Source organism: Pedobacter steynii (assembly GCF_001721645.1).
Lineage (GTDB): Bacteria > Bacteroidota > Bacteroidia > Sphingobacteriales > Sphingobacteriaceae > Pedobacter > Pedobacter steynii_A.
Map to the genome: position 1 here is coordinate 650,503 of NZ_CP017141.1, position 22,454 is coordinate 672,956.

General features: G+C 42.8%; 14 protein-coding genes. 5 read left to right on the forward strand and 9 right to left on the reverse strand.

Going from position 1 to position 22,454, the window contains the following annotated elements:
- Position 1: 1 nt before the first annotated feature.
- Entirely contained in the window at positions 2 to 1,429 is a 1,428-nt protein-coding gene (locus BFS30_RS02790; RefSeq protein ID WP_069377881.1) for a DUF3526 domain-containing protein, read from the reverse strand.
- Between the two features lie 79 nt (positions 1,430 to 1,508).
- Between BFS30_RS02790 and BFS30_RS02795 the strand changes: the two genes are divergently transcribed.
- Genes BFS30_RS02795 through BFS30_RS02810 form a run of 4 tightly spaced genes read left to right on the forward strand, consistent with a single transcriptional unit; the run spans position 1,509 to position 9,416 of the window.
- Positions 1,509 to 3,710 (forward strand): peptidase domain-containing ABC transporter, encoded by a 2,202-nt coding sequence (locus BFS30_RS02795; RefSeq protein WP_069377882.1) that lies wholly within the window; start codon positions 1,509 to 1,511, stop codon positions 3,708 to 3,710.
- Between the two features lie 27 nt (positions 3,711 to 3,737).
- Positions 3,738 to 6,509, forward strand: a complete 2,772-nt coding sequence (locus tag BFS30_RS02800; RefSeq protein ID WP_069377883.1) for a lantibiotic dehydratase — start codon at positions 3,738 to 3,740, stop codon at positions 6,507 to 6,509.
- 40 nt (positions 6,510 to 6,549) lie between these two features.
- Complete coding sequence (locus tag BFS30_RS02805; protein WP_167353120.1) at positions 6,550 to 7,446, forward strand: thiopeptide-type bacteriocin biosynthesis protein; 897 nt, start codon at positions 6,550 to 6,552, stop codon at positions 7,444 to 7,446.
- The gene (locus BFS30_RS02810) at positions 7,443 to 9,416 is read left to right on the forward strand and encodes a lanthionine synthetase LanC family protein (RefSeq protein WP_069377885.1); all 1,974 of its coding nucleotides are present in this window, start codon (positions 7,443 to 7,445) and stop codon (positions 9,414 to 9,416) included. Before BFS30_RS02805 ends, BFS30_RS02810 begins: the two co-directional genes overlap by 4 nt.
- Positions 9,417 to 9,518: 102 nt before the next feature.
- On the opposite strand, the gene BFS30_RS28015 is transcribed toward BFS30_RS02810, so the two are convergent.
- From BFS30_RS28015 to BFS30_RS02835, 5 genes are all read right to left on the reverse strand, one after another.
- A complete protein-coding gene (locus BFS30_RS28015; RefSeq protein WP_069377886.1) occupies positions 9,519 to 10,829 on the reverse strand; it encodes a hypothetical protein in 1,311 nt (436 codons plus the stop codon).
- A gap of 107 nt (positions 10,830 to 10,936) precedes the next feature.
- Positions 10,937 to 11,536, reverse strand: coding sequence for a hypothetical protein (locus BFS30_RS02820; protein ID WP_083251922.1), 600 nt, complete (start codon positions 11,534 to 11,536; stop codon positions 10,937 to 10,939).
- 5 nt (positions 11,537 to 11,541) lie between these two features.
- On the reverse strand, positions 11,542 to 14,262 hold the full coding sequence (locus BFS30_RS02825; protein ID WP_069377887.1) for a GH116 family glycosyl hydrolase: 2,721 nt from the start codon (positions 14,260 to 14,262) through the stop codon (positions 11,542 to 11,544).
- A 445-nt stretch (positions 14,263 to 14,707) separates the two neighbouring features.
- The gene (locus tag BFS30_RS02830; RefSeq protein WP_069377888.1) at positions 14,708 to 14,899 is read right to left on the reverse strand and encodes a pinensin family lanthipeptide; all 192 of its coding nucleotides are present in this window, start codon (positions 14,897 to 14,899) and stop codon (positions 14,708 to 14,710) included.
- A gap of 200 nt (positions 14,900 to 15,099) precedes the next feature.
- Entirely contained in the window at positions 15,100 to 16,215 is a 1,116-nt protein-coding gene (locus tag BFS30_RS02835) for a glycoside hydrolase family protein (RefSeq protein ID WP_208603023.1), read from the reverse strand.
- Between the two features lie 336 nt (positions 16,216 to 16,551).
- Here BFS30_RS02835 and BFS30_RS02840 point away from each other — a divergent pair, with 336 nt between their 5' ends.
- Complete coding sequence (locus tag BFS30_RS02840) at positions 16,552 to 17,394, forward strand: DUF6266 family protein (RefSeq protein ID WP_069377889.1); 843 nt, start codon at positions 16,552 to 16,554, stop codon at positions 17,392 to 17,394.
- Here the strand turns inward: BFS30_RS02840 and BFS30_RS02845 are convergent.
- The 3 genes from BFS30_RS02845 to BFS30_RS02855 form a co-directional block, all read right to left on the reverse strand.
- Complete coding sequence (locus tag BFS30_RS02845) at positions 17,372 to 18,304, reverse strand: MBL fold metallo-hydrolase (RefSeq protein WP_069377890.1); 933 nt, start codon at positions 18,302 to 18,304, stop codon at positions 17,372 to 17,374. The genes BFS30_RS02840 and BFS30_RS02845 overlap by 23 nt on opposite strands.
- 8 nt (positions 18,305 to 18,312) lie before the next feature.
- Positions 18,313 to 20,451: a carboxy terminal-processing peptidase gene (locus BFS30_RS02850; protein ID WP_083252275.1), complete on the reverse strand. Its 2,139-nt coding sequence runs from the start codon at positions 20,449 to 20,451 to the stop codon at positions 18,313 to 18,315.
- Between the two features lie 224 nt (positions 20,452 to 20,675).
- Positions 20,676 to 22,406 (reverse strand): hypothetical protein, encoded by a 1,731-nt coding sequence (locus BFS30_RS02855; protein ID WP_208603024.1) that lies wholly within the window; start codon positions 22,404 to 22,406, stop codon positions 20,676 to 20,678.
- Between the last annotated feature and the right edge of the window lie 48 nt (positions 22,407 to 22,454).

Here is a 22,454-nt window from a genome sequence, read left to right on the forward strand (position 1 = left end):
GCTAAAGCAATGAGGATTTTGAGACGAAGTGTAAAGTCAGAGAAAGCAGTAATAACCAGCAAAAAATGGAAATTATCGCCGTTTGCTGCATTCCGATAACCCGTGATAAAGGGGGAAGTTCATATTGAAAATCTTTCAGCTGGGCGAAAAACTCCGGGTTGGCAACATAGGCTTGCTGACCATTTACCGGGTGTTTAGCCAATTCCAGGTTGAGCTGGCGAATCAGGTCGTTCCGGTATTTCCTGGCTTCAATGAAAAATCGCTGATGGTGATAAAAATCTGTCCCTGACATGGCCATAGATAGGCGTTTCAGACTTAAAAAGGGGTTCCACAATCCGGCAATAGTCAGGAAAGACTGCTGCTGATTAAAGGTATTTTCCAACCTGGAATAATAGTAATCAAATACCTTGTTCTGGTAATCTTCGTGGTATTGCAGCATCAGGCCATCTATGTTTACCGGCAACTGCGCCGCGCGGTTAACCTGGTATTTCCGGAGTAAGAGCTCCATATATTTTTCGCCCCTTTCCTGCAAAGTCCCTTCTCCTTTGATCCCTTTTAAATAACCTGTCCTGACTTCATTTTTAAAAGCTGCCCTGGACACAAGCGGGTAGCGTTCATCGGCCATACCAGTTGCTATTTTAGGCAGCAGAATACAACAGAATAACCACAGGTTTAACACCATCATGATGGCTGTTCCCGAACGTTTGCTGCATACAGAAATCAGCACGCCAGCCAGGGTCACCAGCAGATAAAACAATAAGTATCCGCCAATGAGGATCAGCAATCTTCCGATCAGTAAGCCCCCTGAAGGAGCAAACCATAAGAAAATCAACATCAGGAGAAAAATGGGCAATACCAAAAGGATCACAAAAAGATAATGGGCTAAGACTTTCCCCCAGACCAGTTGTACAGGCTTTATTCCCTGTGCCATCAACATTTTGAAAGTACCGGACTCTTTTTCGAAAGTCAGCGAAGAAGAACTGATGAACAACAACAGCAATGGGATCAGCAACTGCATAATCAGGGCCAGTGTAAACGAACCGAACCGCATCAGGGCATCATTACTTTCCGCATTGCTGTAATCCACCTCATGCTGTACATGGGCTTCCACCCGGTAAGTCGTGCCGAAATAATCATTTAATCCGGGATCAAACGCACTGATCAGGTTTAAAGGTTTAAAAAGGTAGGTACCAAAATGGGCTGCATCATGCGGATTGGTATGCTGTGCCTTCCATTGATCCCTGAATTTAGCGTTGGATTCTTCCCGGCTTTGCTGGTCCTGCTGATATTGAAAGACGGTCAGCAGACTACTGGTCAAAAACAAGGTGTAGATGATGATCGCCAATGTACTCATGATTCGGTCACGGTAAGCCAATCGAAATTCTTTGCAGACCAAACTGCGTAAAAGCGGGTATAAGTGAGCAGACATTTATAGAATTTAATTGCATCAAAGTTGCATTATATTTATCATATTTGCAACAGTGTTGTATTTAACTCAATCAGTGCATATGTTTAATTTTTTCTCTTTCCGCAGCAAGTTCCCCTTTTACAAACAGCCAGATGCAATGGATTGCGGACCGGTTTGTCTGAAGATAGTTGCAGAATACCATGGAAAAGTTTTCCCCTTATCACACTTCAGAAAATTGTGCAATATCGGAAAGCAGGGCACTACACTGGGCAGCATGATAGAAGCTGGAAAAGCATTGGGTTTCAAAACACTGGCCGCGGAATTACCTTATGAGCAGCTTCATAAAGTTCCCCTACCCTGCATCCTGCATTGGGAAAAAGAACACTATGTCGTGCTCTACCGGATAACTAGCAAATATGCTTATTTATCCGACCCGGCACTCTCCGGAAAACTGAGGATCAAAATCCGGGATTTTATCAATTCCTGGCAGATTAAAGAAGGAAAACACATCGGAAGGGCCTTATTTTTAGAACCAACTCCTGTTTTTGACCATAAACAAAGTATTCCTGATCATGAGGCTTCTTTATGGTCCCTGCTTCCCTACCTGAAGCTACACCGCAAAAGCTTAATCCCTATTGGACTGAGCTTAATTCTGGCCAGTGTTTTTTCATTAATCATCCCTTTTCTGACCCAGCTGATTGTAGATAAAGGCATCAATGCAAAGAATACCAACCTCCTTTTTCTGATCTGTATCGGACAGCTGATGTTATTTTCCGGACGTATGCTGATGGACTTTCTACGTGCCCGGTTATTGTTCAGATTGGGGGCCAGGACAAGCATCACCCTCTTAAAAGAATTCCTGGCAAAACTGATGCAATTGCCCTTTTCCTTTTTTGACAACCGGCAGGCGGGCGACAACATGCAAAGAGTGAACGACAACCAGCGTGTGGAAGAATTTCTGACCAACTCATTAATCAGTTTTATCCTTTCTCTGATCACATTGGTGGTATTGGGTGGGGTGCTGTGTTTCTACAATTGGAAGATTTTCTTAATCTTTCTTTGTGGTGCCTTTCTCAGTGTCTTCTGGTCCAATTCTTTTAAACAAAAGAGAAAAATCATTGATCAGAAGAAGTTCAAAGTACTCTCTGCCAATCAGCAGCTCCTGCTGGAGATATTTTATGCCATGCAGGAAATTAAACTTACCGGCAGCGAAAAAGAAAAACAGGAATTATGGGAAGGCCTGCAGGACCGTTCTTACGGACTAAAACTGGAAGCCCTGCAACTCGACCAGCTGATGCAGGGTATTGGTTATTTCATTAATGAAATCAAAAATGTATTGATTACTTACGCTGCGGCCATGCTTGTCATCAATGATCAGGTTACTTTAGGCGGGATGCTCGCTATTACTTATATCTGCGGACAACTCAATACCCCGATCACTCAGTTGGTAGAATTCGCCAGGGTATCCCAGAATACAAAGTTCAGCTTACAGCGAATGGCAGAAGTACACCAGGAAGCTGCTGAAGATTTTGAACTGACAGATCAGGTGATGAACTCCGGTCCCGAAGACATCCGGCTAAAGGACCTCAGTTTTCAATATGGAAACCGACTCTCTCCTTTTGTTTTAAAAGATATAGACCTGCTGATTCCCGCGGGAAAAGTGACCGCTATTGTAGGCATGAGCGGCAGTGGTAAAACCACGCTGATCAAACTTTTACTCAAATTCTATCAGCTTAGTAAAGGTACCATCACCGTTGGCAACCGCTCCATAGACCAGATACATGCGAGGTCATGGCGCACCGCCTGTGGCGTGGTGATGCAGGACGGCTATATTTTTATGGACACCATCGCAAATAATATCTATGCCGGCTCTATAATCAAAGATGAAAAACGGCTTCATGAAGTTGCCGCACTGGCAAATATGCATGAGTTCTTTGAATCTATGCCTTTTGGCTACCAGACGGTAGTTGGAAAAGATGGTTATGGCTTAAGTGAAGGACAGAAACAAAGGCTCCTAATTGCCAGGCTGATCTATAGAAATCCTCCATATATTTTCCTTGATGAAGCAACCAATTCCCTGGACGCACATAATGAATTGTCTATTGTCAATAACCTGAACGAATTCTTTACCGGCAAAACTGTATTGATTGTGGCACACCGGCTGAGTACAGTAAAAAATGCAGACCAGATTGTGGTGCTCCATCAGGGTGCAGTTGTAGAACGTGGTACACACCAGGAGCTGACCGAACTTCAGGGAAGTTATTATCAACTCATTAAGAATCAACTTGAACTCAGTAAATAATCCATTTAAGACAAAAAACAATAACAAATGGGCATTAAAATATTTCCATATTCCTTAGTCAGATATGCTGGTATGGACCACCGGACTTTCGAAGCCTTTAAGCTGAAAGGATCAACAGAGTTGCTGCAAAAAAATCAGCATATCATCCGCGAAAAAGCAAGATTGAAACTGTTGCTCTGTGATGGCTTATACGATTTGATTACGACGCAGACAGACGATAGGTTCAGACAAAGGCTGATTAACCTGAAAAGACAGGTCTATAATGACAAAAAAATATCCAGCCAGGATCTCGAAGGCACGACTCCCCTGTTTCCCGTTGAACTGGCCTTGCAATTAAAGAGTTACCTGTTTCTGGAACAGTCTATCGCCAATTTCCACATGGCAAACCAATCAGATTTTCAACATCAGCTCCTCGGACAATATCGAAAATTACAGGAACTGGCCTCCGATCCCTCACTACAAAATGGGTTGCTGCTTTCCAGTCCGGTTTTATTGGAACAATTATCAGGGTATTTGAAAAAAGAGCCAGACAGCTTCCGTCAGAAAGAACATAGAATTGGTTTCAGCCTGCTCCGCTACCTGACCCGCATGTGCTTCAAGACTTCTCCCTTCAGCACTTTTACCTATACCGGGATCATGCAATTGTCGGCAGAACAGCAAGCGGGTTCAAAGATCGGGGTCCAGACCATTCCAAAAACTCCGTTCAAAACCATAAAGAACAGCGTAAGGCTCAATAACGGACTCTTTGAATACCTGAAAACCATACTCATCCACCACCCCCGGATTAATGAACTCATGCTCATCAGGCTCAACAAAACAGCTATCATAAAGGAGGATAAAATTCATTTCCTCATCAATGCCAACAATATTGAATCTCTCCAGCAATTGCCTGCAAAAGGGTTACAGCTCTTGGTTTTTCAGCTTCTGGAAGGTAACCGCGCATCGATACGCCTCCGGCAACTGCTGGATCAGCTCGTTGAATCTGTAGCTGAAGTCGATCTTCCTGCCATAAAAACCTATCTCTTCAAACTCATCGCATCGGGATTGCTGGAAACCGGAATGAAAACCTCGGGGATTAATCCCAAATGGGATGATGAGCTGTTGCAATATTTTCGGGAAATGGACAGTACAGATCCTGATATCAGTCGATTGATTGACCTCTTTGAACAATTGCAGCAATACAAATCCAGTTATCCGGCCGAAAGTGCTGTAAAAAGACGCCTGATTCTGGAAGATGCAGAACAACTGGTTAACGAAGTTTTATCTCAATTGCAGGCTTCAGCAGGATTAACACCGCCTTCAACTACAACAGAAATCGCACTTCCCGCAGATACAGCCGATATTGCAGTGCCCACAGATGTACAGCCTCTGTCACAGGAACCCGGGAGCCCGCAGGCCTTTGAAACCATCAACTTCAAAGCCCATCGTTTTTCCGGCAGACAACTCTTTTATGAAGATTGTTATACCCCGGAAGAAGAACTCTTACAGGAAGCCCCGATCAAAGAATTCACAAAGAAAATAGATCAATTACTCAATCATTTGATTCCCCTGGATCTGTATCAGAATGAACGCCGGAAAATGACCCTCTTCTTTCGGGAGCATTATCCGGAACAGGCGCAAGTAAAAGCCGTCGATTTCTATCATGCGTATTACCTGAATGTAAAAAAACCGGAAAAGGAAAAAGCAGCAACAGCGCCCCCATCCACAGCACTACAAACCGATTGGGAAAAAGCAGTTGGCCTCAAATTAGCTGCTTTGACAACCGATAAACCTAATTTCATAAACCTGGATCACCATTTTTTTGAACCACTCTCCGGCCCGGCTGTAGAACATCACTATTCAAGAGGATTATTTGTCCAGTTTTATCATCAAAAAGAAACTCCCAGTCAGGTTGGCCAGAAAAGTGTTGTCGGCGTAATCAATTCCGTTCTGCCGGGAATGGGTAAGGTAAGTGGCAGGTTCCTCTCCTTATTCCCGGCAAAAGTTAGCACTGCTTTCCTTTCCCATAATGCCCGGCTTCATCCGGAAATTATCAAAGCAGAACTCAATGATGCCTCCAGTTTCAATGCCAATATTCATCCCCCCCTGCTTGAATATGAACTTGCCTTACCCGGAGGAAATAACAGTTATCCTGAAAATCAGCAAATCCAAATCGCAGATCTGACAGTCAGTTTTGATCAGAAAACTGATTTTCTGAAACTTAACTACGGAGAAAAGCAGGTTTATACTTATGATTTATCCCTTGAATCTTTTTATAACCGCTCCAATTTATACCAGTTGCTGGCCCATTTTAATGAGGAAGAAAAGCTCTTTTTACCTCCATTGATTCACCTGGTGGATCTTCAATACCTGAATCCTGAAAAAGAGCAGGAAGAGGAAATCTGCTCCTTACCCAGAATCACTTATGAAAACACTGTGATCATCCGAAGAAAAACATGGCGGGTAAAGACCGGTTCCATTCCCCTTCAGCAGGCATCCGAATCAGATTATGATTACTTCGTCCGGATCAACGAATGGCGTTTTATGCATGGACTTCCGGTCAATATATTTCTGTTTCTGAGAAAGCGGTCATTCGTTGTCAAAGCTGATGTGCAGAAGAAAGGAAAAAAAGAAGGACTTGGTGACGACTATAAACCCCAGTTCATTTCCTTTGAACAGCCTCTGCTGATCGATTTGTTCAAGCGTCTGCTGAGCCGGGCCGGCGATTATCTGATCCTTGAAGAAACGCTCCCTGAACTCCCCTCAACAAAAACAGAAGAACCCATAAAAGAATACCTGTTACAATGGTACAACGATTAGGAAGCCTACAATACAATACAATACAATACAATACATGCCGATGAGAACTAAGTGGTTTGCGATATACCTGTTTTATCCGGGAGACCTGGACCTGATGCTCAATCAGCTCGTCCAGCCCTTTATTAATGAATTTTTCAATACGGAAGCTGATGGCATTTATTTCTTTATCCGGTACTGGAAAGATGGGAACCACATCAGGTTAAGAATGAATACTGATCCCGTCAGACAGGAAATGCTATCCGTTGAGTTAAAAAAAAGAGCAGATGACTTTTTCAGAAATTATCCGGATATCCTGGTACATTCAGACCTCACATCAAGGTCTGCTTACCCGGGACATAAAGTGGTTTATGCCAGTTATGAACCAGAAATCAAACGTTATGGAAACCTGCAAAGCATGCCATGGGCGGAGACACATTTCTTTAGCTCTTCTGCTTTTATTCTAGACTGGATCAGCTCCAGAAAAACTGGAGCCTCGGTTTTGATTCAGGCCTTAAGTATTCACCTGATCCTTTTGCGCGCAAGTCGCTGGGAATTCCCCCGCATGATTCAGCTCTGCGATTCCTTCATGAATGGCTGGCTGCCGCGATTGTATGATCCGGCAAAAGATCCGGCCGCTGAAAAAGAAATCTGGATCAAACAATTTGAATCCTCTTTTAGCCGCAGTAAGGAACAGGTCTTACCCACTTTCCGGTTATATTGGGAATCTCTGATTAATGGTTCTGCAGCAAAAAAAAACAATCGCTTTTTACGCGCAAATGCCGAAGTGATGGAAAACTACCTCTCGGCAGGTTTTCAGGAAACAAAGCTGACCGAAATCACCTGCAGTCTAATGCACATGAACAACAATCGTCTGGGTATTTCCAATTACGAAGAAGCTTATGGCGCCTATTGCCTGCGTCAGGTGCTTGACTTTATTTCAAATTCCCAAACGATATGACATCATTTAACCCGATCCTGACTCTAACTGAAATTCAGACTCAAAAGATCAATGCCCAGCTCGATCAGATCCACAGAGAGTTGCTTTCTGCAGCGGTACGTGACGACACCGGGCTGTACTGGCCGGTTCCATATTATGAAAATCCAGACGAGTTCTCCTTTAAAACGACTATAGATCTTTTTAATGGCAGCGCCGGGATAGCCATTTATTTTATTGCCCGTTTCGAATTTTACGGCAGAGATGAAGATTTGAAAACGGCCGAAGAAATCATGGGTAAAGCCTTAGCAGCTGAAGAAGTACTCCAGCCAACATCCTTTGGCTTTTATACCGGATTAACAGGACTGGTTTATACCTGTATCCGTTTGTATGAATTGAATCAGCAGAAAAAATACCTGGATACCGCCACCCGGCTCATCATTAGGAATCAGGAAAATATGGTAAAAAACACTGTTAAAGCAGATTTTTTAAGCGGATATTCAGGAAGCCTGTTCGTGATTACCTTGCTCTACCATCACCTGAAAACAGCAGCATTATTGGCAATCATCCGGCAGCTAGCGGACAGACTGGTCCGGGAAGCCCGAATTTCGGAAACCGGATTAAAATGGGATTACAACCGATCAAAATCCGCCTTCGATAGTCTGGCAGGTTTTTCTCATGGCGCATCCGGAATCGCCTACTCCGTGATGCAGGTAGGTCAGTATTTTAAGAATGAGGCCTTGCTCTATCTTGCAGAACAGGCTTTACAATATGAGATGCAGTATTTCCATCCCGAATCGGAAAACTGGCTGGACCTGCGGCTGGGAAGTTACCGCTTAAGTTTACCCAATGCCCATAAATGGGACCTGAACCTGTTTTTACCCGAAATGAAGGAGGTCAATTCCTGGGCACATGGCGCAACGGGAATCGGATTGTCCAGATTATATGCCTGGCAGATTACAGGAAATCAGGACTATTGGGACCAGTGTAAAGTCATCCTGAACAGGTGTGCTACAGACCTGAAAGTCATGAAAAGAACTGATTTCACGTTGTGCAGCGGTTATTTCGGCATGGTGCCTTTTCTGCTGAAATTCCAGGAACTTAGCGGAGAAAACCATCAGGATTTATTGTGGTCTATTGCCGAAGCTGCGGGTCAGCAATATGAACGGGAAAGAAGTTACAATACCTATATTTCCGCAGGGACTTCTGATTATGGCTTGCTGTCCGGCAAAACAGGGGTAGCTTACATGCTTTTACAGTTGTTAAACCCAAAAATGACAAATGTGGTTTATCCGGTTTTACCGCCCGCTCCTGATGGTACTAAAGACCTGCTTAACCTTCCTAAACCAGATTTACAACAGGTCATATTTTCTACCTATTATCCAAAAACCATTCAATTGTTAAATCATCATGAACTTGATTTTATAGCAGGGATTCAGGCGGAAGATATCCAGGAATTTGAAAAAGAATTACATCGAAAGATCAATCTGTTGCCGGCTGCTAAAGGTTGGGAAATCATGGAAGTTTTTAATTTCGAAAGCAAAATGACCAATTGCTGGAAAACACACAAGGGGCATTTGTGCTATGCCAGGAAAAATGAATTCATCAGAAATAGAAATCAGCAATTGTCCTTACTTACTGAGGAGGATTTTTTAAACTTATACCTGGAATTATCTGATCACGTCAGGTTCTATCCACTAAACTCCGGCCTCAGGAACATCATGAGCTTAAAACAAAGCGATCAGGCAGCCTTATTTATCCAGGAAGAATCAGGTCTAAGCACCTTTTTTATTGGCCGGCTTCCCGGGTTGATCGTTAATCAGTTGTGCAAAGAAGCCATTAAAGGAACAGCACTGATTGATGCTCTGCTAAATGCATTTCCTGAACAGGAACAAGGGGCCCCGGAACATCGCGTATTAAAAGAAAGAATCGTCCTTCAAATCAAGGCATTGGTCCGCAGCGGAATCATCGGCCCGGCAAATACTTCCTTTTAAAGCAAACACTTCCATTTAAAACAATGGTTATTAAAGTAATGATTAGGCCGACAGGACCAGTTACTGATCTTGCCGGCTAATCTATCGAAGGAACGAGAAATTTTATTGAATTTTCACAGAACTCACCAAATCATTGGCACTTGGACTCAGCGCCAAAAAGTTTGAATTGCTGGAATTAAGTACCCAGGATGTACCCGAAAAATCATTAGCATACATGGTAATCGTCCAGCCGGTAGGTATCTTAACGGAGGAAGCCCAGTCGTTCACGAAACCATAGGCTTGCAGTTGCGAAAGGGTATAATTGCCTTTAGGGATCGCCGAGGTGGCAACTCCGCCAAAAGCGGTATGCTGATAGAAAACAACACCGCCACCAGCGGCTGCAGGATTCATAATTCTGGCTAAATCATTGGTGACTTTAAAATCAGGATGGATGATGGTATTGTCATATTGAGTGGTCAGGTTCGCATCCCGGTCGATCGCATAAGAAAATACACCGCCTTTTTTTCCGGTCGTAGGTTCCCATCTGGCATAATCATAAGCACGGCCAGTACCATTCCTTGGATAGAAAACATCATTCCAGTAATTCCCGGCGGCATATCCATTTTCTTCATAAAATGAAAATCCAGGTACAAACTGATTGGATTGAATATAGGGAGAGAAGGTATTCCAGGTACTCTGCAGGGTCGAAGCCCCTCTTCCGTAAGCTTGTAACCAAACATAGCTCACCATGGTGTATACCTTCTTGAACAAGCTATTGGATCCTGTCTTATTGGTATCAAAAGTAAGTAACTTGCTGGTTCCGGATTTGGGCCCCATATAGGCAGAAAGCGCGGTATATACACCCGTCATATCAGTCAGCGTAGTACCTGAAGGCTCACTTTCGATATCGATATCATAACCGTCTAATCCGTATTTATTGACTACACTGTCCATAATCAATTTGGCTGTTGTGGCATAACCGGCAGTTGTATGGGGTACACCGGAAGGAATGGTCAGGTCGCCGGTAATGATCACTTTAGTTCCCCTGCTATGCAGATAAGGAACATATACGTCTTTTACCTTTTTCCAAAACGCAGAAGTATTGTCTGGTTTTCCACCAAAGAGAATGGCAATATCCAGACTATCCGGTAAATCGGTCATGATCGGATCATTCGGGTTATTACTCATTTCCCGGTCGCGCCATATCCGGTAAAAGCCGACAGACAGCTCGTGACTACTTGCTTTATAGGCCAGCAGGTTCTCCAGGCTTGTTGCATTGGTTCCTGCTACCGAAGTTCTTTGATCTGAAGGGATAGCCGAACCGGGGTTAACCGCCTGATCTTTCTTACAGCTTGTGCCGAACAACAGGATAAAGGAAAAGAGTAAAATCCCTTTAAATAAAGTTTTGAGTGGGTTGATTTGGTTTGTTTTCATTTTGATTTAATAAATGGTTAGATGTATTTAAACAAAGGATCCATTTATTAAAAAAAATGCCTACAAGACTTTCATTTTTAACGAGATACAGAAGATTAGACACAAAATTACAGAGGTAATTTCATCCGGTTTCTCAATTCTTTTTCTTTATCTCCATTCCAGTAGTCACAATCCAGCTGCAGAAAAATCGAAGTATAGGGAATTACCTGATTTGTTTTGATCACCAGCACTTTAAACAATTTGGCTTCTGAGTCAAGTTTTTTAAATACAGAATCGTGAAGCATGGTTTGTACATTTTGCCCATTAAACAAAGTGCTCAGCTCCTGTCTGAATTGCTGCACCCCTTTTGCCTGGCTTTCCGTAATAAATCCAAGTTCCTTATCCTGATAAATAATGGGTTTCACATGACCAGACTTTCTTACTTTTTCCAATACTGATTTTAATACCGGTAACAGGTCCTCATCCGCATATAAGTACTCCATTCCAGGGGCATTCTGTTCCGGAAATGCTTTATCTACTACCAGAATCCAGTTTCTATGTCCTAAAAAAGGCAGTTTCTCTTCAAACTGCTTTTTCCAGGTGTTTCCAGTCACTTTCTGCTCAATATTTTCTAACCTGTCCGGCGAATAACATCCGTTAAACAATAAGGTCGTACCAATTATTCCTAATAACAGGAGCAGATTTAATCTATTTTCGAATACGTTCATTGGTTTTAAGAAATGGAAAGGGTTAAAAATTCATTTTCTTTAATGGTCATACTTCTGGCAGATGCGATAAAAATGGCATTTCCTTCCTGTTTAAAAGTTACAGGAATGTGCTGTGAACCTATCATCGCGGAAAGGGATTTAACAGCAGCTCCATCTACCTTCTCCAGAGTTATCTTCTCCAATTTCAATTCACCATATTTCAATTCCAGACGATGAACCTGCTTTTGGCCAGTCTTCTTCTGACTATAGGTTCCCCATCCTGCAGCTGAAGTAAAAGGGGCTTTGAAATCAGCTTTATTCCATTTCGGCGCAAAGCGAATATAGCCCTTCGGGCCATGGTATTCAAAGCCACAGGCAGAGATAAAAGTACCATAACTTGCCATTGCTCTGGCATAATGGTCACTGCATTCGATTTCGTTAAAAGGATTTCGTTTTGAGGCATGATACCGGTCCTGAATCACGCGGGTGAGGATTAAGCTCTCTTCAACCATACCTTCTGCCATCAGATGGGCTGCAACCTGATGTTCAAAACCACTCATACATTCATGAAAATAGCCCAGCTGCCAGGTCACATCTTCTCCGAATGGTTTAGGTTCGTTGTGAGGATTGGTATTCATGACCATTCCACCTTCTCCGGCAAGGGCATATGGCCGTCCGCCGGTATGGGTTTTAATATATGGCCCAACATCCATGGTAAAATTGTATTTCCAAAGGGCTTTTAATGCAGCTACCGTTTTTTCTTTCCCGATTACTCTGGGTAAGCCGACCTGAAAGGCCCAGCTCTGACCATACACCTGATCGATGTGGCAGGTATTGTAGGAACCCAGTTTTTTGCGTCCTTCCTTCGCATCCGGACGGTGAATAAAGTACTCTCCATTGAAGAGTTCTTTTTCCATATTTCGACTTCCATCCTTCACATATTTCTCGCAAACCGCAGCAAAAGAACGGTCTCCTACCTCTTCTGCCATTTGTTGAGCAGCACTTGCTGCAGCAATACATAAGCCTACAATCCAGGCAATTTCACCCTCCCATACCGCATCCAGGGTATTCTCCATCGGGGTATCGGTCATCCCGTCTCCATTCTTATCCTGATCCAGCATAAACTGCACTGCCTTTTTTATTTTTGGCCAGTTGTGGTTCAGAAAAGCAGCATCTTTACTCATCTGGTGCTCCCGGTAAAAACGCAATACGGTCCCTGCCTGTCCATCTATTGCCGGCCGGCTTTCATTCTCAGCCCGGAATATGATTGCTCCGCTATCTTCTTTAAAACCAACGCCAAGATCTACCCGCTGCCTAAGGTCTCTTTCCAGTTCCGGAAAAATCCTGGCTACCGAATGTGCGTATTGCCAGACGTGTGTACAGGTTCCGGCACAAGCGCCGACCCCCTCCCAGCTCCAGAATCTTCCATCCGCAAAACGGTAAGTATTGGCGGTAGCCAGTGTTCCGATATTCAGGAAAGTACGTTCCAGAAACCAGTGCGGCAAAGTGGAATTGTTCCAGGTTTCTGACCATAATTCTGTTTGTATAGTCAATTTTTTAAAGTTGCTGTTCAGATAACTACTTACTGCTGCTGCATCTTTAAACCTTCTCGCGTAATGAAAACCTTCTTCCGCGTCTTTGACGATTTTCTTCAGGTTAGGATTTGCATTATTGAAATGCCAGCTGACCGAATAGTCTGCCTTCAAAGATTTACCGGGGGCAAGATCCTGAGATAAACGAATACCTGCAACCAGCTTTTCCGGAGCCCCGGCATTTGCCTCCGCCAGTTCTTTTCCCTCAAAATGTTTTTCTTTTACCGGCCAGGGGTCGATGCGACATTGAGTCAATCCACTGGTACCTTGCAGGGAAAAACACATGGTTCCATAATCCAGCGCCTCTTTAAGTTTTTCCTCTGCTGGTTCAAAAGAGGAAAAGATGCTTACCGCCGCGCTATCAGCACTGGCTTTATTGATCCTTTTTCCTGTCTTTTCCAGTCCTGTCAGTTTATTCACCCCATTTTCCATCCATCCCAGGACGGAAACCTTCATCGGACTTGCGGTCGTATTCCTGATATCCAGCCGTAGAATGGTTGCCGGAAGCGCAGAATTTTCTGCATCCAGGGGAATAAACGGGGAGTATACTTTCAGGTTTACAGTCACCGGAAAATCCTTGCTGCGGTATTGAATATAAGCAATGGGATAAGCCGGTTTAAAGCTGATGTCCTCCCAGTGTTCTTCCGACAGTTCTTTAATGAAAGTTTTACCGTTCAGTACCACTTTTACGGCAAAGCCTTGTTCCAATACCCTTCGGTTATCCGCAATTGCAGGCTCCACATAGGCAGAACCATCTCTTGCCCTTATTTTACGAACGGTAGTCCCGTCATTCCAGCTTACAGTTTTAGGATCGATTCCTTCCTGAGCCCCCTCAAAAGTCTCATTGTAAATCTGCCATAACCAAAGGCGCCCGTCGCCTCCAACATATACGGTTCCTGCATGTAAGCCCCCTACTGGCATCCCGATATACCGGAATTCATTTCTCTGTTTGTAATAAGTGGTCGCTTCCCCCCGCTGGTATAGGGACCTTGCCCATGAAGGGTCAATTTTTTTATCCTCCGGAATATTATGGAGGGGATAATCCAGCGCAAAAATACTTTTACCCCATACCGGAAATTGCAGGGCAGCAAGGCTGCCGGTTAGCAATCCGGCTTTTCTAAGGAAATCTCTTCTGTCTATTGTTTTGTTCAGCATCTTAATTTTTGTGGTTCAGATTTGTGTTATTATTTTAAATGCCATATTCATTTCTGATATTCCTGGCAGTTTTTACCAATTCTTTATCATTCAATAGCCGCACCTGCAGGTGTAATCCCGAGGTTTCTCCCAGGGATAAATAGCGTTCTTTTTAATAGGAAAAACATAGTGATACCTTACTAAATCTAAACGGTTTAACTGAGATAATTCAGAATATGCCAAAATCGCTTAATACTATGTTTATATCATTAAATAGTAAAGCACTGTGTTCAGGTTTCAGAAAAAAGATAAAAAGGAAAAGAGACAGGAAAATGAGCATTCCCCCGGAAAAATCAGACCAATGTTGCGCAAGGGGGGATAAGTGAGCACAATCAGGTCATTAATCAGCATGGAAGTATGGGAGACCGGAAAAACCGGCCTCCCATGATTTATTTATTGTTTTGGACTAGCAAACAACAGTAGTACATTTCACCGGAGGGGTATGGTGATCATCTGTTGGTTCTGTATGAGTAGGTTCTGAAACGTTACCTAAACCACCTGATAAGCGGTTAGCCACTTCACTGTCAATACTGGTTACAAAGCTCTCTAATTGCAGGTCTTCAAGATTCAACTTGATTTTATCTAATGAATTGTTCATATGTAATAATTTTAAGAATGATGCCTACTGTGGTAACGGGTTTTTGGCTTGTCCCCGGTTGCAACAGGACTAAGGTAGCTATTTGCAACATAGTTGCAAAAATTATCTTACATTTTTTTTTCATTCTTTTTACAGCTTAAAAAAAAAGACATCAAGATACATTAATATCTTGATGTCAATACATATATAATCTCTATACCTTATTTCAAGGGGATCACCATATTCCAGGAGCGGTCCAGTTGATAAGGTTTATCCCCGCTTCCCGTTGCTGCAAACAGATGAGTAGCTTTCCCCTCTTCAAAAAGCAGAAAAGGACGTTCAAAATTCCCCTGCCTGGTTTGGATGCCATTGTCCCATAATACGGTTCTGGAATATGCCTTTACCGGTTTGGCCAGTTCCCAGGTTATTCCGTCTTTTGACAAGGCATGAATGCCTCCTCCCTCTTCGCCGCAAATATGCCCGAACCGGTCTTTCATAATGAGTTCGTAATGATCTTTTGACCACCAGACAAAAGGGTCTTCCACATCATTGTCCATTTTTCCTGCAGTATGAAACTGAAATAAAGGCCGGTCAGACAGTCTTTCATATGGGCCCCGGAAGAAATCCGCATGTGCAGCACCGAGTAACAGTGGCGGGTTATGGTCCTTTTCGGAAGATTTATACATCAGATAGACCTTGCCATCGGGCAGCACAACCGGTGAAGGGTTCGAAGTAATAGAAGCATCCCAATGACCAGCCCTTGGTGTTAAGATTGGTTTATCAGCTCTGGTCCAGGGGCCATAAACCGAAGTAGACCAGGCCATTCCTATTCGCTTGTTCATCCATGATTTCTGGCCAAGTCCATCGCCCCAGACATCTGCTCCAGGTTTTGGAGCAGGATCTTTATAATGAGTTCCAAAGTAATAGAGGACATAATACTTTCCGCTTTTTACAATCCGGGCATTGTGTGTGGCGCATCCATCAAAAAAGGTATTTCCCCTTGCCGGCAAGACGACCTCTTCAAAGGTATAGGGTCCGGCTGGTGTTTTTGATACTGCCCTCACAATTTCGGAGTTGGTCACCCAGTTTCCAAAACCGTATTCTTTGGACCATCTGGACGCAAACATATGGTACAGGCCATCTTCTCCTTTGACTACAGAGGGATCCCAAACCCAATAATCATTCATGGCAAAGCCCCCCTTAACCGGAGCAGGAAGCATTCGTTCCGGCAGCGATAACTCATTGGTTTGCCCGAACACCTCCCGCTCATTTAAGAATAATCCGGCAGTACCCGCTGCTGCACATTTAAGAAATGTCCTTCTTGTAAAATTGATCATATCTTCCTATTTCCATCTAAAATAAAAATACCTCCGGTTTATTCGGATATCTATTCTGTATTAATAGCAGTATACTTCACATCAGGATAAATGTTTTAAATTAAAATACTGATAAAATGAGATGTATTTCTTTCGCATCTGCGTTTTATTTCCACTGGTTATTACCTGATTGTTATTAGGGGGTTGATAGGTCAATCATTGGTCTGTCAGACCTTTTAACAACGTTTTTACAACTCAGCAACAATTAACTTTAGTTAAGTGCATATTAATAGTATATGCTAAACATTTCGTAACTTACTATAAAATAAACTAAATAAGTTAACTAAAAACATAAAAATGGGAAAATTAATAAACGGGCTATTTGGCGGATTTCATGGCAGAATCGGCAATCTGGTAGGTTATACCTTAAAAGGTAAACACATCATCAGAAAAATAGGTATCAGCACTAAACCGCTTACCCCCGCAAGAAAAGCCAATTGCCAAAAAATGAAGGTGGTCAATGAAATACTGAGTCCTTCACTTCCTGTTATCCGGGCTGGATTCCGTCTGGCGGTTTCCGGAACGGACAAAAACGAGTATAATGAAGCCGTTTCTTATAATAAATTGAATGCCCTTCAGGGAGAATATCCGAACATCAGCCTGGATTATACTAAGGTATTGGTCAGCATGGGAGATCTTCCTGTGGCGGTTAATCCTGCAATCAGTCAGAATGCCGATGGTAATGAGATCGAATTTAGCTGGGAAGTACCGGCTGATTTATCCTATCAATATGATAACGACCGTGCCATGCTGATGATCTATTTTCCGACGTTAAAAGTAAGCTGTTATCATTTGATCGGGTCAAAAAGAGCGGAAGGGAAAGATACCATCCGTATCGATGCAGCCCATGCAGGAGAACGTATGGAAGCTTATATCTCTTTTATCAAAGACAATGGAAAACAAGTATCCAATAGTGTTTATGCCGGTTCTTTGAATACTTCAGCAAAGATTTCGGATGAAATAAAGTCTGGGAAAGAAGTTAAGGTTTCAGATCAGGAGCGCAATAAAAATGAAAAAGCCCCGGACATGGGTGCAAAGAGGGCAGATAAAGCATCCGACCGGCTTTTTTGCCGGAATTCCGCTATTGATCTCAGGCTATTAAATTTTGTTTTAAGATTTACAGCTCCAGCACCTGGTTAAACCTGGCAATATGAAAACCCTTCTTAAGCACTTCTTTTGTTTGCGGACTTTTTGCATCCAGCAGGGGATTGGTATGGTTCAGGTGAATAAAATAGATTTTATCTTTTTCCGATTTAGAAAGCGATTCAAACAGTTTCATACTTTCCACCACAAAAGGGTGCGGAATTTCTGAAACCGGTCTGTTGTTGATCTCTTTTGCATCATAAAAAGTCGCATCAATCAGTGCATAGTCTACTTTTTTTATTTCATCAACTATGTTTTTATCCCATTTGGACCATTTGTCAATATCCGGAATAAACAAGGCTTTTTTATGTGGCCCTTCGATCAGATACCCTACAGTTTCTGAATATTCATCCCTATGGGGCACCTTAAATGCGGTCACTTTAATATTGGAAGAAAGGATGACTGACTGCGCTTCTTCAAGGGGCCTAATCTGAATATTATTTAAGCTGACCAATTGGCTCCAGGGCCCGTTACTTTCCAAAAAATGTTTCATTTTCGGCATCGCATAAACCGGAACATTAGCGGCGTTAAGTGCCTCCCTGCCCAGATACATCAGTCCGGCGTAATGGCCAATATGTGCATGAGTAATAAAAATCCCATCCGGAACTTCTTTATTGCTAAATAAAGAAAGTTTTTTTAGGATTTTAGTCTGACGTGAAAAATCTGGTGTCGGATCAAATAACCAGTTCAGCTTGTTTTCAGGATCAATAACTCCGAGAGCGGAAACCATACGGGTTTTATCGGGATTTTGAAACAAAGACTTACAGCAGGATTTGGTACAACCAATATGGGGAGAACCTCCATCCTGAACATTCCCCAATACCACCAACGAAGGTCCTTTTTCCTGTCCCTTTATCTGAAAACAAGTCATCAGGATCAACAAAAATAAGCTATTTATCAGCTTCATAAAGAGAGTTATACTTTTTTATTTCCCAAAGAAAGCCCCATAAAATCAGCCATTACTTTAACAGATTCATCTTCAATAAAATCAAAAGAATCATCCTTAGTCGCTTTATCTCCCTTTTTTAATACGGGAAGACCTCTGTAAACCCTTAATTCATTTCGTCGGTTGAAGTTCTCGGCTTCCTGATCGTCACGTTCCTTTTTAATCTTTGCCTCGTTTAAAGTGACAGAACGTTCATTGCTACGCTTCTTAGCTTCCGCAAGGTTTTGTTTAAAGAATTTAAAATATAAAGACTCAGCCATGCGTTTTTCACTTCTTTTGATCAATTCTGCTTTTATTGTCGAAAGGTTGGCAAGCGGCTGGAAGGGAGCACCATTGATCACATCCCAGGATAGCGCTGAAGGCTGACTGCTCTCACCGATCTTATCCATCTGATATCTGGAAGGAAAACTGATATCCGGACTCACCCCTTTATGCTGTGTACTGCTCCCGGTTATCCGGTAGTATTTGTCCATGGTCAGGTTGATCTGTCCTAAATTAATTTCCGAAGGATTAGCTCCCTTTTCACGTGTAGAATCACCTTGATTAATTAAGGCAGCCATTTTTTTAAGCACTTCCGGGTTCACCAGTCTGTTTAAGCTGATTACAGATTGAACCGTTCCTTTACCATAAGTCTGACTTCCCATCACAATCCCCCGGTCATAATCCTGAATTACTCCCGTAAAGATCTCTGAAGAGGAGGCGCTCGAACGGTCTACGATTACTCCCAATGGACCTGTCCAGGAAAGCTCCTCTCCTGTTAAGCCTTCAACTCTGGTTTTACCGCTTATATTTTTTACCTGAACTACCGGTCCTTTGTCAATAAATAATCCGGCCAGTGAAACCGCTTCCAATAAAGCACCTCCACCATTTCCACGTAAATCCATCACAATTCCATCTACCTTATCTTGATTTTTCAAAGTATCAATCAGCATTTTAACATCACGTGTGGTGCTTTTAAAATTCTTATCTCCGGCTCTTGCTGCTTCAAAATCAAGATAAAATGCCGGAACATAGATCACCCCAACTTTATAATCTCTACCATTACTATTAACGGTCTTTACACTTTTCTGGGCTGATTGTGCCTGTTGAATGACTTTATCACGGATCAATTCCACAATCACCGGTTCAGAAGACAATTCTTTGCCATCAGGGATGACTTTCAAGCGAACCTTTGTGCCTTTAGCGCCCTTGATCTTGGAAATACTCACCTCCAGTCTCCAGCCAACGATACTTACAAAAGGACCATCTCCCTGAGCTACTGCTACAATCCGGTCGCCCGCACTCAATTGCTTTCCCTTGGCCGCAGGTCCACCAGGTACTACATTGACAATTTTAGGCACCTCATTTTCGATCATCAGCAAAGCACCGATTCCCACAATCGAACGCGACATTTCTTCATTAAATGCAGTCGCATTAGAAGCATTGAAATAATTTGTATGTGGATCCAGTGACGCTGTAAAAGCATCCATCAACATCTGAAAAACATCCTGATTATTGACCTTTGCAACCTGAATTTTTAAATCCTGATAGTTTTTGCTTACCGTCTCCATGCTTTTGGCTGGTGCGGAACCGGCAAGGTTTAAATTGATCAGTTCATATTTAACCCGTCTTTTCCAGGTATCATTTAATTCGGCCACGGAAGCAGGCCAGGGCATTTTTGAACGGTCATAAACATAAGTATCATTCTGTCCGAAATTCATCTCTTTTTTAACTTGTGCAACTGCATAGTCCAGACGTTCATTCAGTCTTTTCAGATAAGTATTATACATGTAAAAAGGCACACTTAAATCCCCGTTCTTAAAATCATTATCCAGCTCGTACCTGTATTTCTCAAAGTCCCTGATATCGGAACTCAGAAAATAGTTTTTCCCCTGATCTAAAGATTTCAGGTATTGATCAAAAATGATGGAAGAGATAGAATCATTGATTTTGACCTTTTTATAGTTGTAGTTTTCAATCAATCCAACCACTTCTTTCATCACAAATTGTTGCTGTATATCTGGTTTTATATTCTTCACTCCCTCTACAACAGGTTGCGTTTTCGGTGCAGCAGCCTGACAAGCAAGCACAGCTGTGGTAAAAAACACAAATGATAACCTTCCTAACATATGTTTAAATAATTTAAAATTTATTGCTGATTCCATTGCATCATCTTTTGCTGTACCTATCAAAATCGATTCTACAGCCTATTGATGTCCAATATAATCAGTTTTTAGGCGCTTTCAAACCATTACTGCCCATAATTTAACTATTTTACATTCCTGGCATAGGCAGGATTCAGGATCAAGGACAGTCCTCGAGCTTTGAAAACTTCTCCTGGTACATCTTAAGGTTACTTTTTAATATACCTGTTTTGCACATAATTGTAGTCTACCACTATCCCTCCAACGGATAGCTGTTTATTTTTAACGCGGATTTTTTTTCCAGCAGGGATACAGACCAGAACTACCGATTGCATAGCCGGAATACGCAGCTTCGTCACTACCTGTACATTTCTGGCCATAAAACGTTGGCTCACCAAATCATATACATCTGATTTCCCTGTAGCCGGCACTTTAAAGCCGATGGTTTTGGAGGTCGGGTAAGGGTTATAAAACAACCAGGTTGGATAAGCAGACTGGCGGTAAAAGTCTGTTGCCAGTAAATCCAGTCCTAATATACCCTTGACCACTGTTTCTTTGACAATTCCGCCAAAAATCCCGGCATGTCCGCTTCCGTAAACACTGAACTGAGATACTTCCGGATTCTGTCCCGGCATCCATTTAGGACCATCCCCCTGTGCTACCGGTGCTTTTAAGGACTGATACAAGGTGTCAAAAGTAGAGGCTTTTGCAAAGCCTTCATAAGCAATCACTCCCTTAGTTACTGCCGCGAGGTCAGGTAAAGTCTGGTGTTCTTTGGGCATATACTGAGGGTAAAAGAATCTGGATGCATTGACTGCATTTAACATCCATTTCCCAATCGCATTTGCATATTGTGGCTGGTACCTCACCAAAGGGACCAATGGCCATGCGGCATCAAAAGTGTTCATCAGAAAAGCATAACCACCATGATCAACCGTACATCCAACAGTTCCCGAAATATCAAAACCATTCCAGTTACCTACTAAAAAACCCCAGCCTTCTCTGCAGACAGCAGTTCCGTCGAAGGTCCAGTTTAACATTTTCTGAATATCAAAAGCAGTCCCCTGCTCCGCATTCATCCTTGCCGCCAGATAAGCACCGAAAGGCATTAACAGTTCATAAGTAGGATTGATTTTCTGACTTTCCAGTGCTTTCATCGCCGATATTGCCCCTTTGAGGTAACGGGGATCACCAAACCTTTTATAAGCTGCATACAAGACGTAAGCATGTCCGGCCGCAGCATCCGGCTGCGCGCAGATTTGCGTGGTCATGGGTTTCATCTTCCCATAATCAAAATAAGAATAATTGTAATTGCCATTTAAAATGGAATCCGCCTGATAGAATTTCTCTGCGATGCTTCTGGCCATCATTTCAAAATCCGGAGCTGAAGGATATTGATCATAAATCGCATAGAACAATACATTCGGGTATACATCATACCACCAGTCCCTGCCATAACCTCCTCCTAGCAAGGCCACTTCCGGGGCCGTATTGTTCATCATGATGTCCCATCCGGTGTCTTTATTGAAATAGTTTTTCAGCATACCTACATAATTCAATCCCTGCTGATTGCTTTTATCAAGCCCAACCAATGTGGCCCCCAGAACAGCCCCCATATTGGCCAGGGCCTCATGAAACATGCCTTTATTATGTTGCGAACCCTGCCTCACATCCCCCACTGCAGTATACATTCCCATCACCGGCTGCTTAAAATTCTTGCCCGTACTGTCCATCCAAACCATCGGCCAGTATTTGCCTTTGGCATTAAAATCGTAAATCGTCCGGTCAAAGTTAAGGGCCATTGCTTTCCAATCGATGATCTGAAGCGGCCGGGGCAGGTCGGCCATCTGGTTTACGCGGTCAATTTTAACCTGTTTAACCTGAGCATGGCAAAGGGTAACTATAAATAAAGAAAGGAGGGTCAGTTTAAGTTTCATCATTGGGGTTCATCTAAAGGTATCAAAAAATAGTTTTCAGGTAGTTCCGGC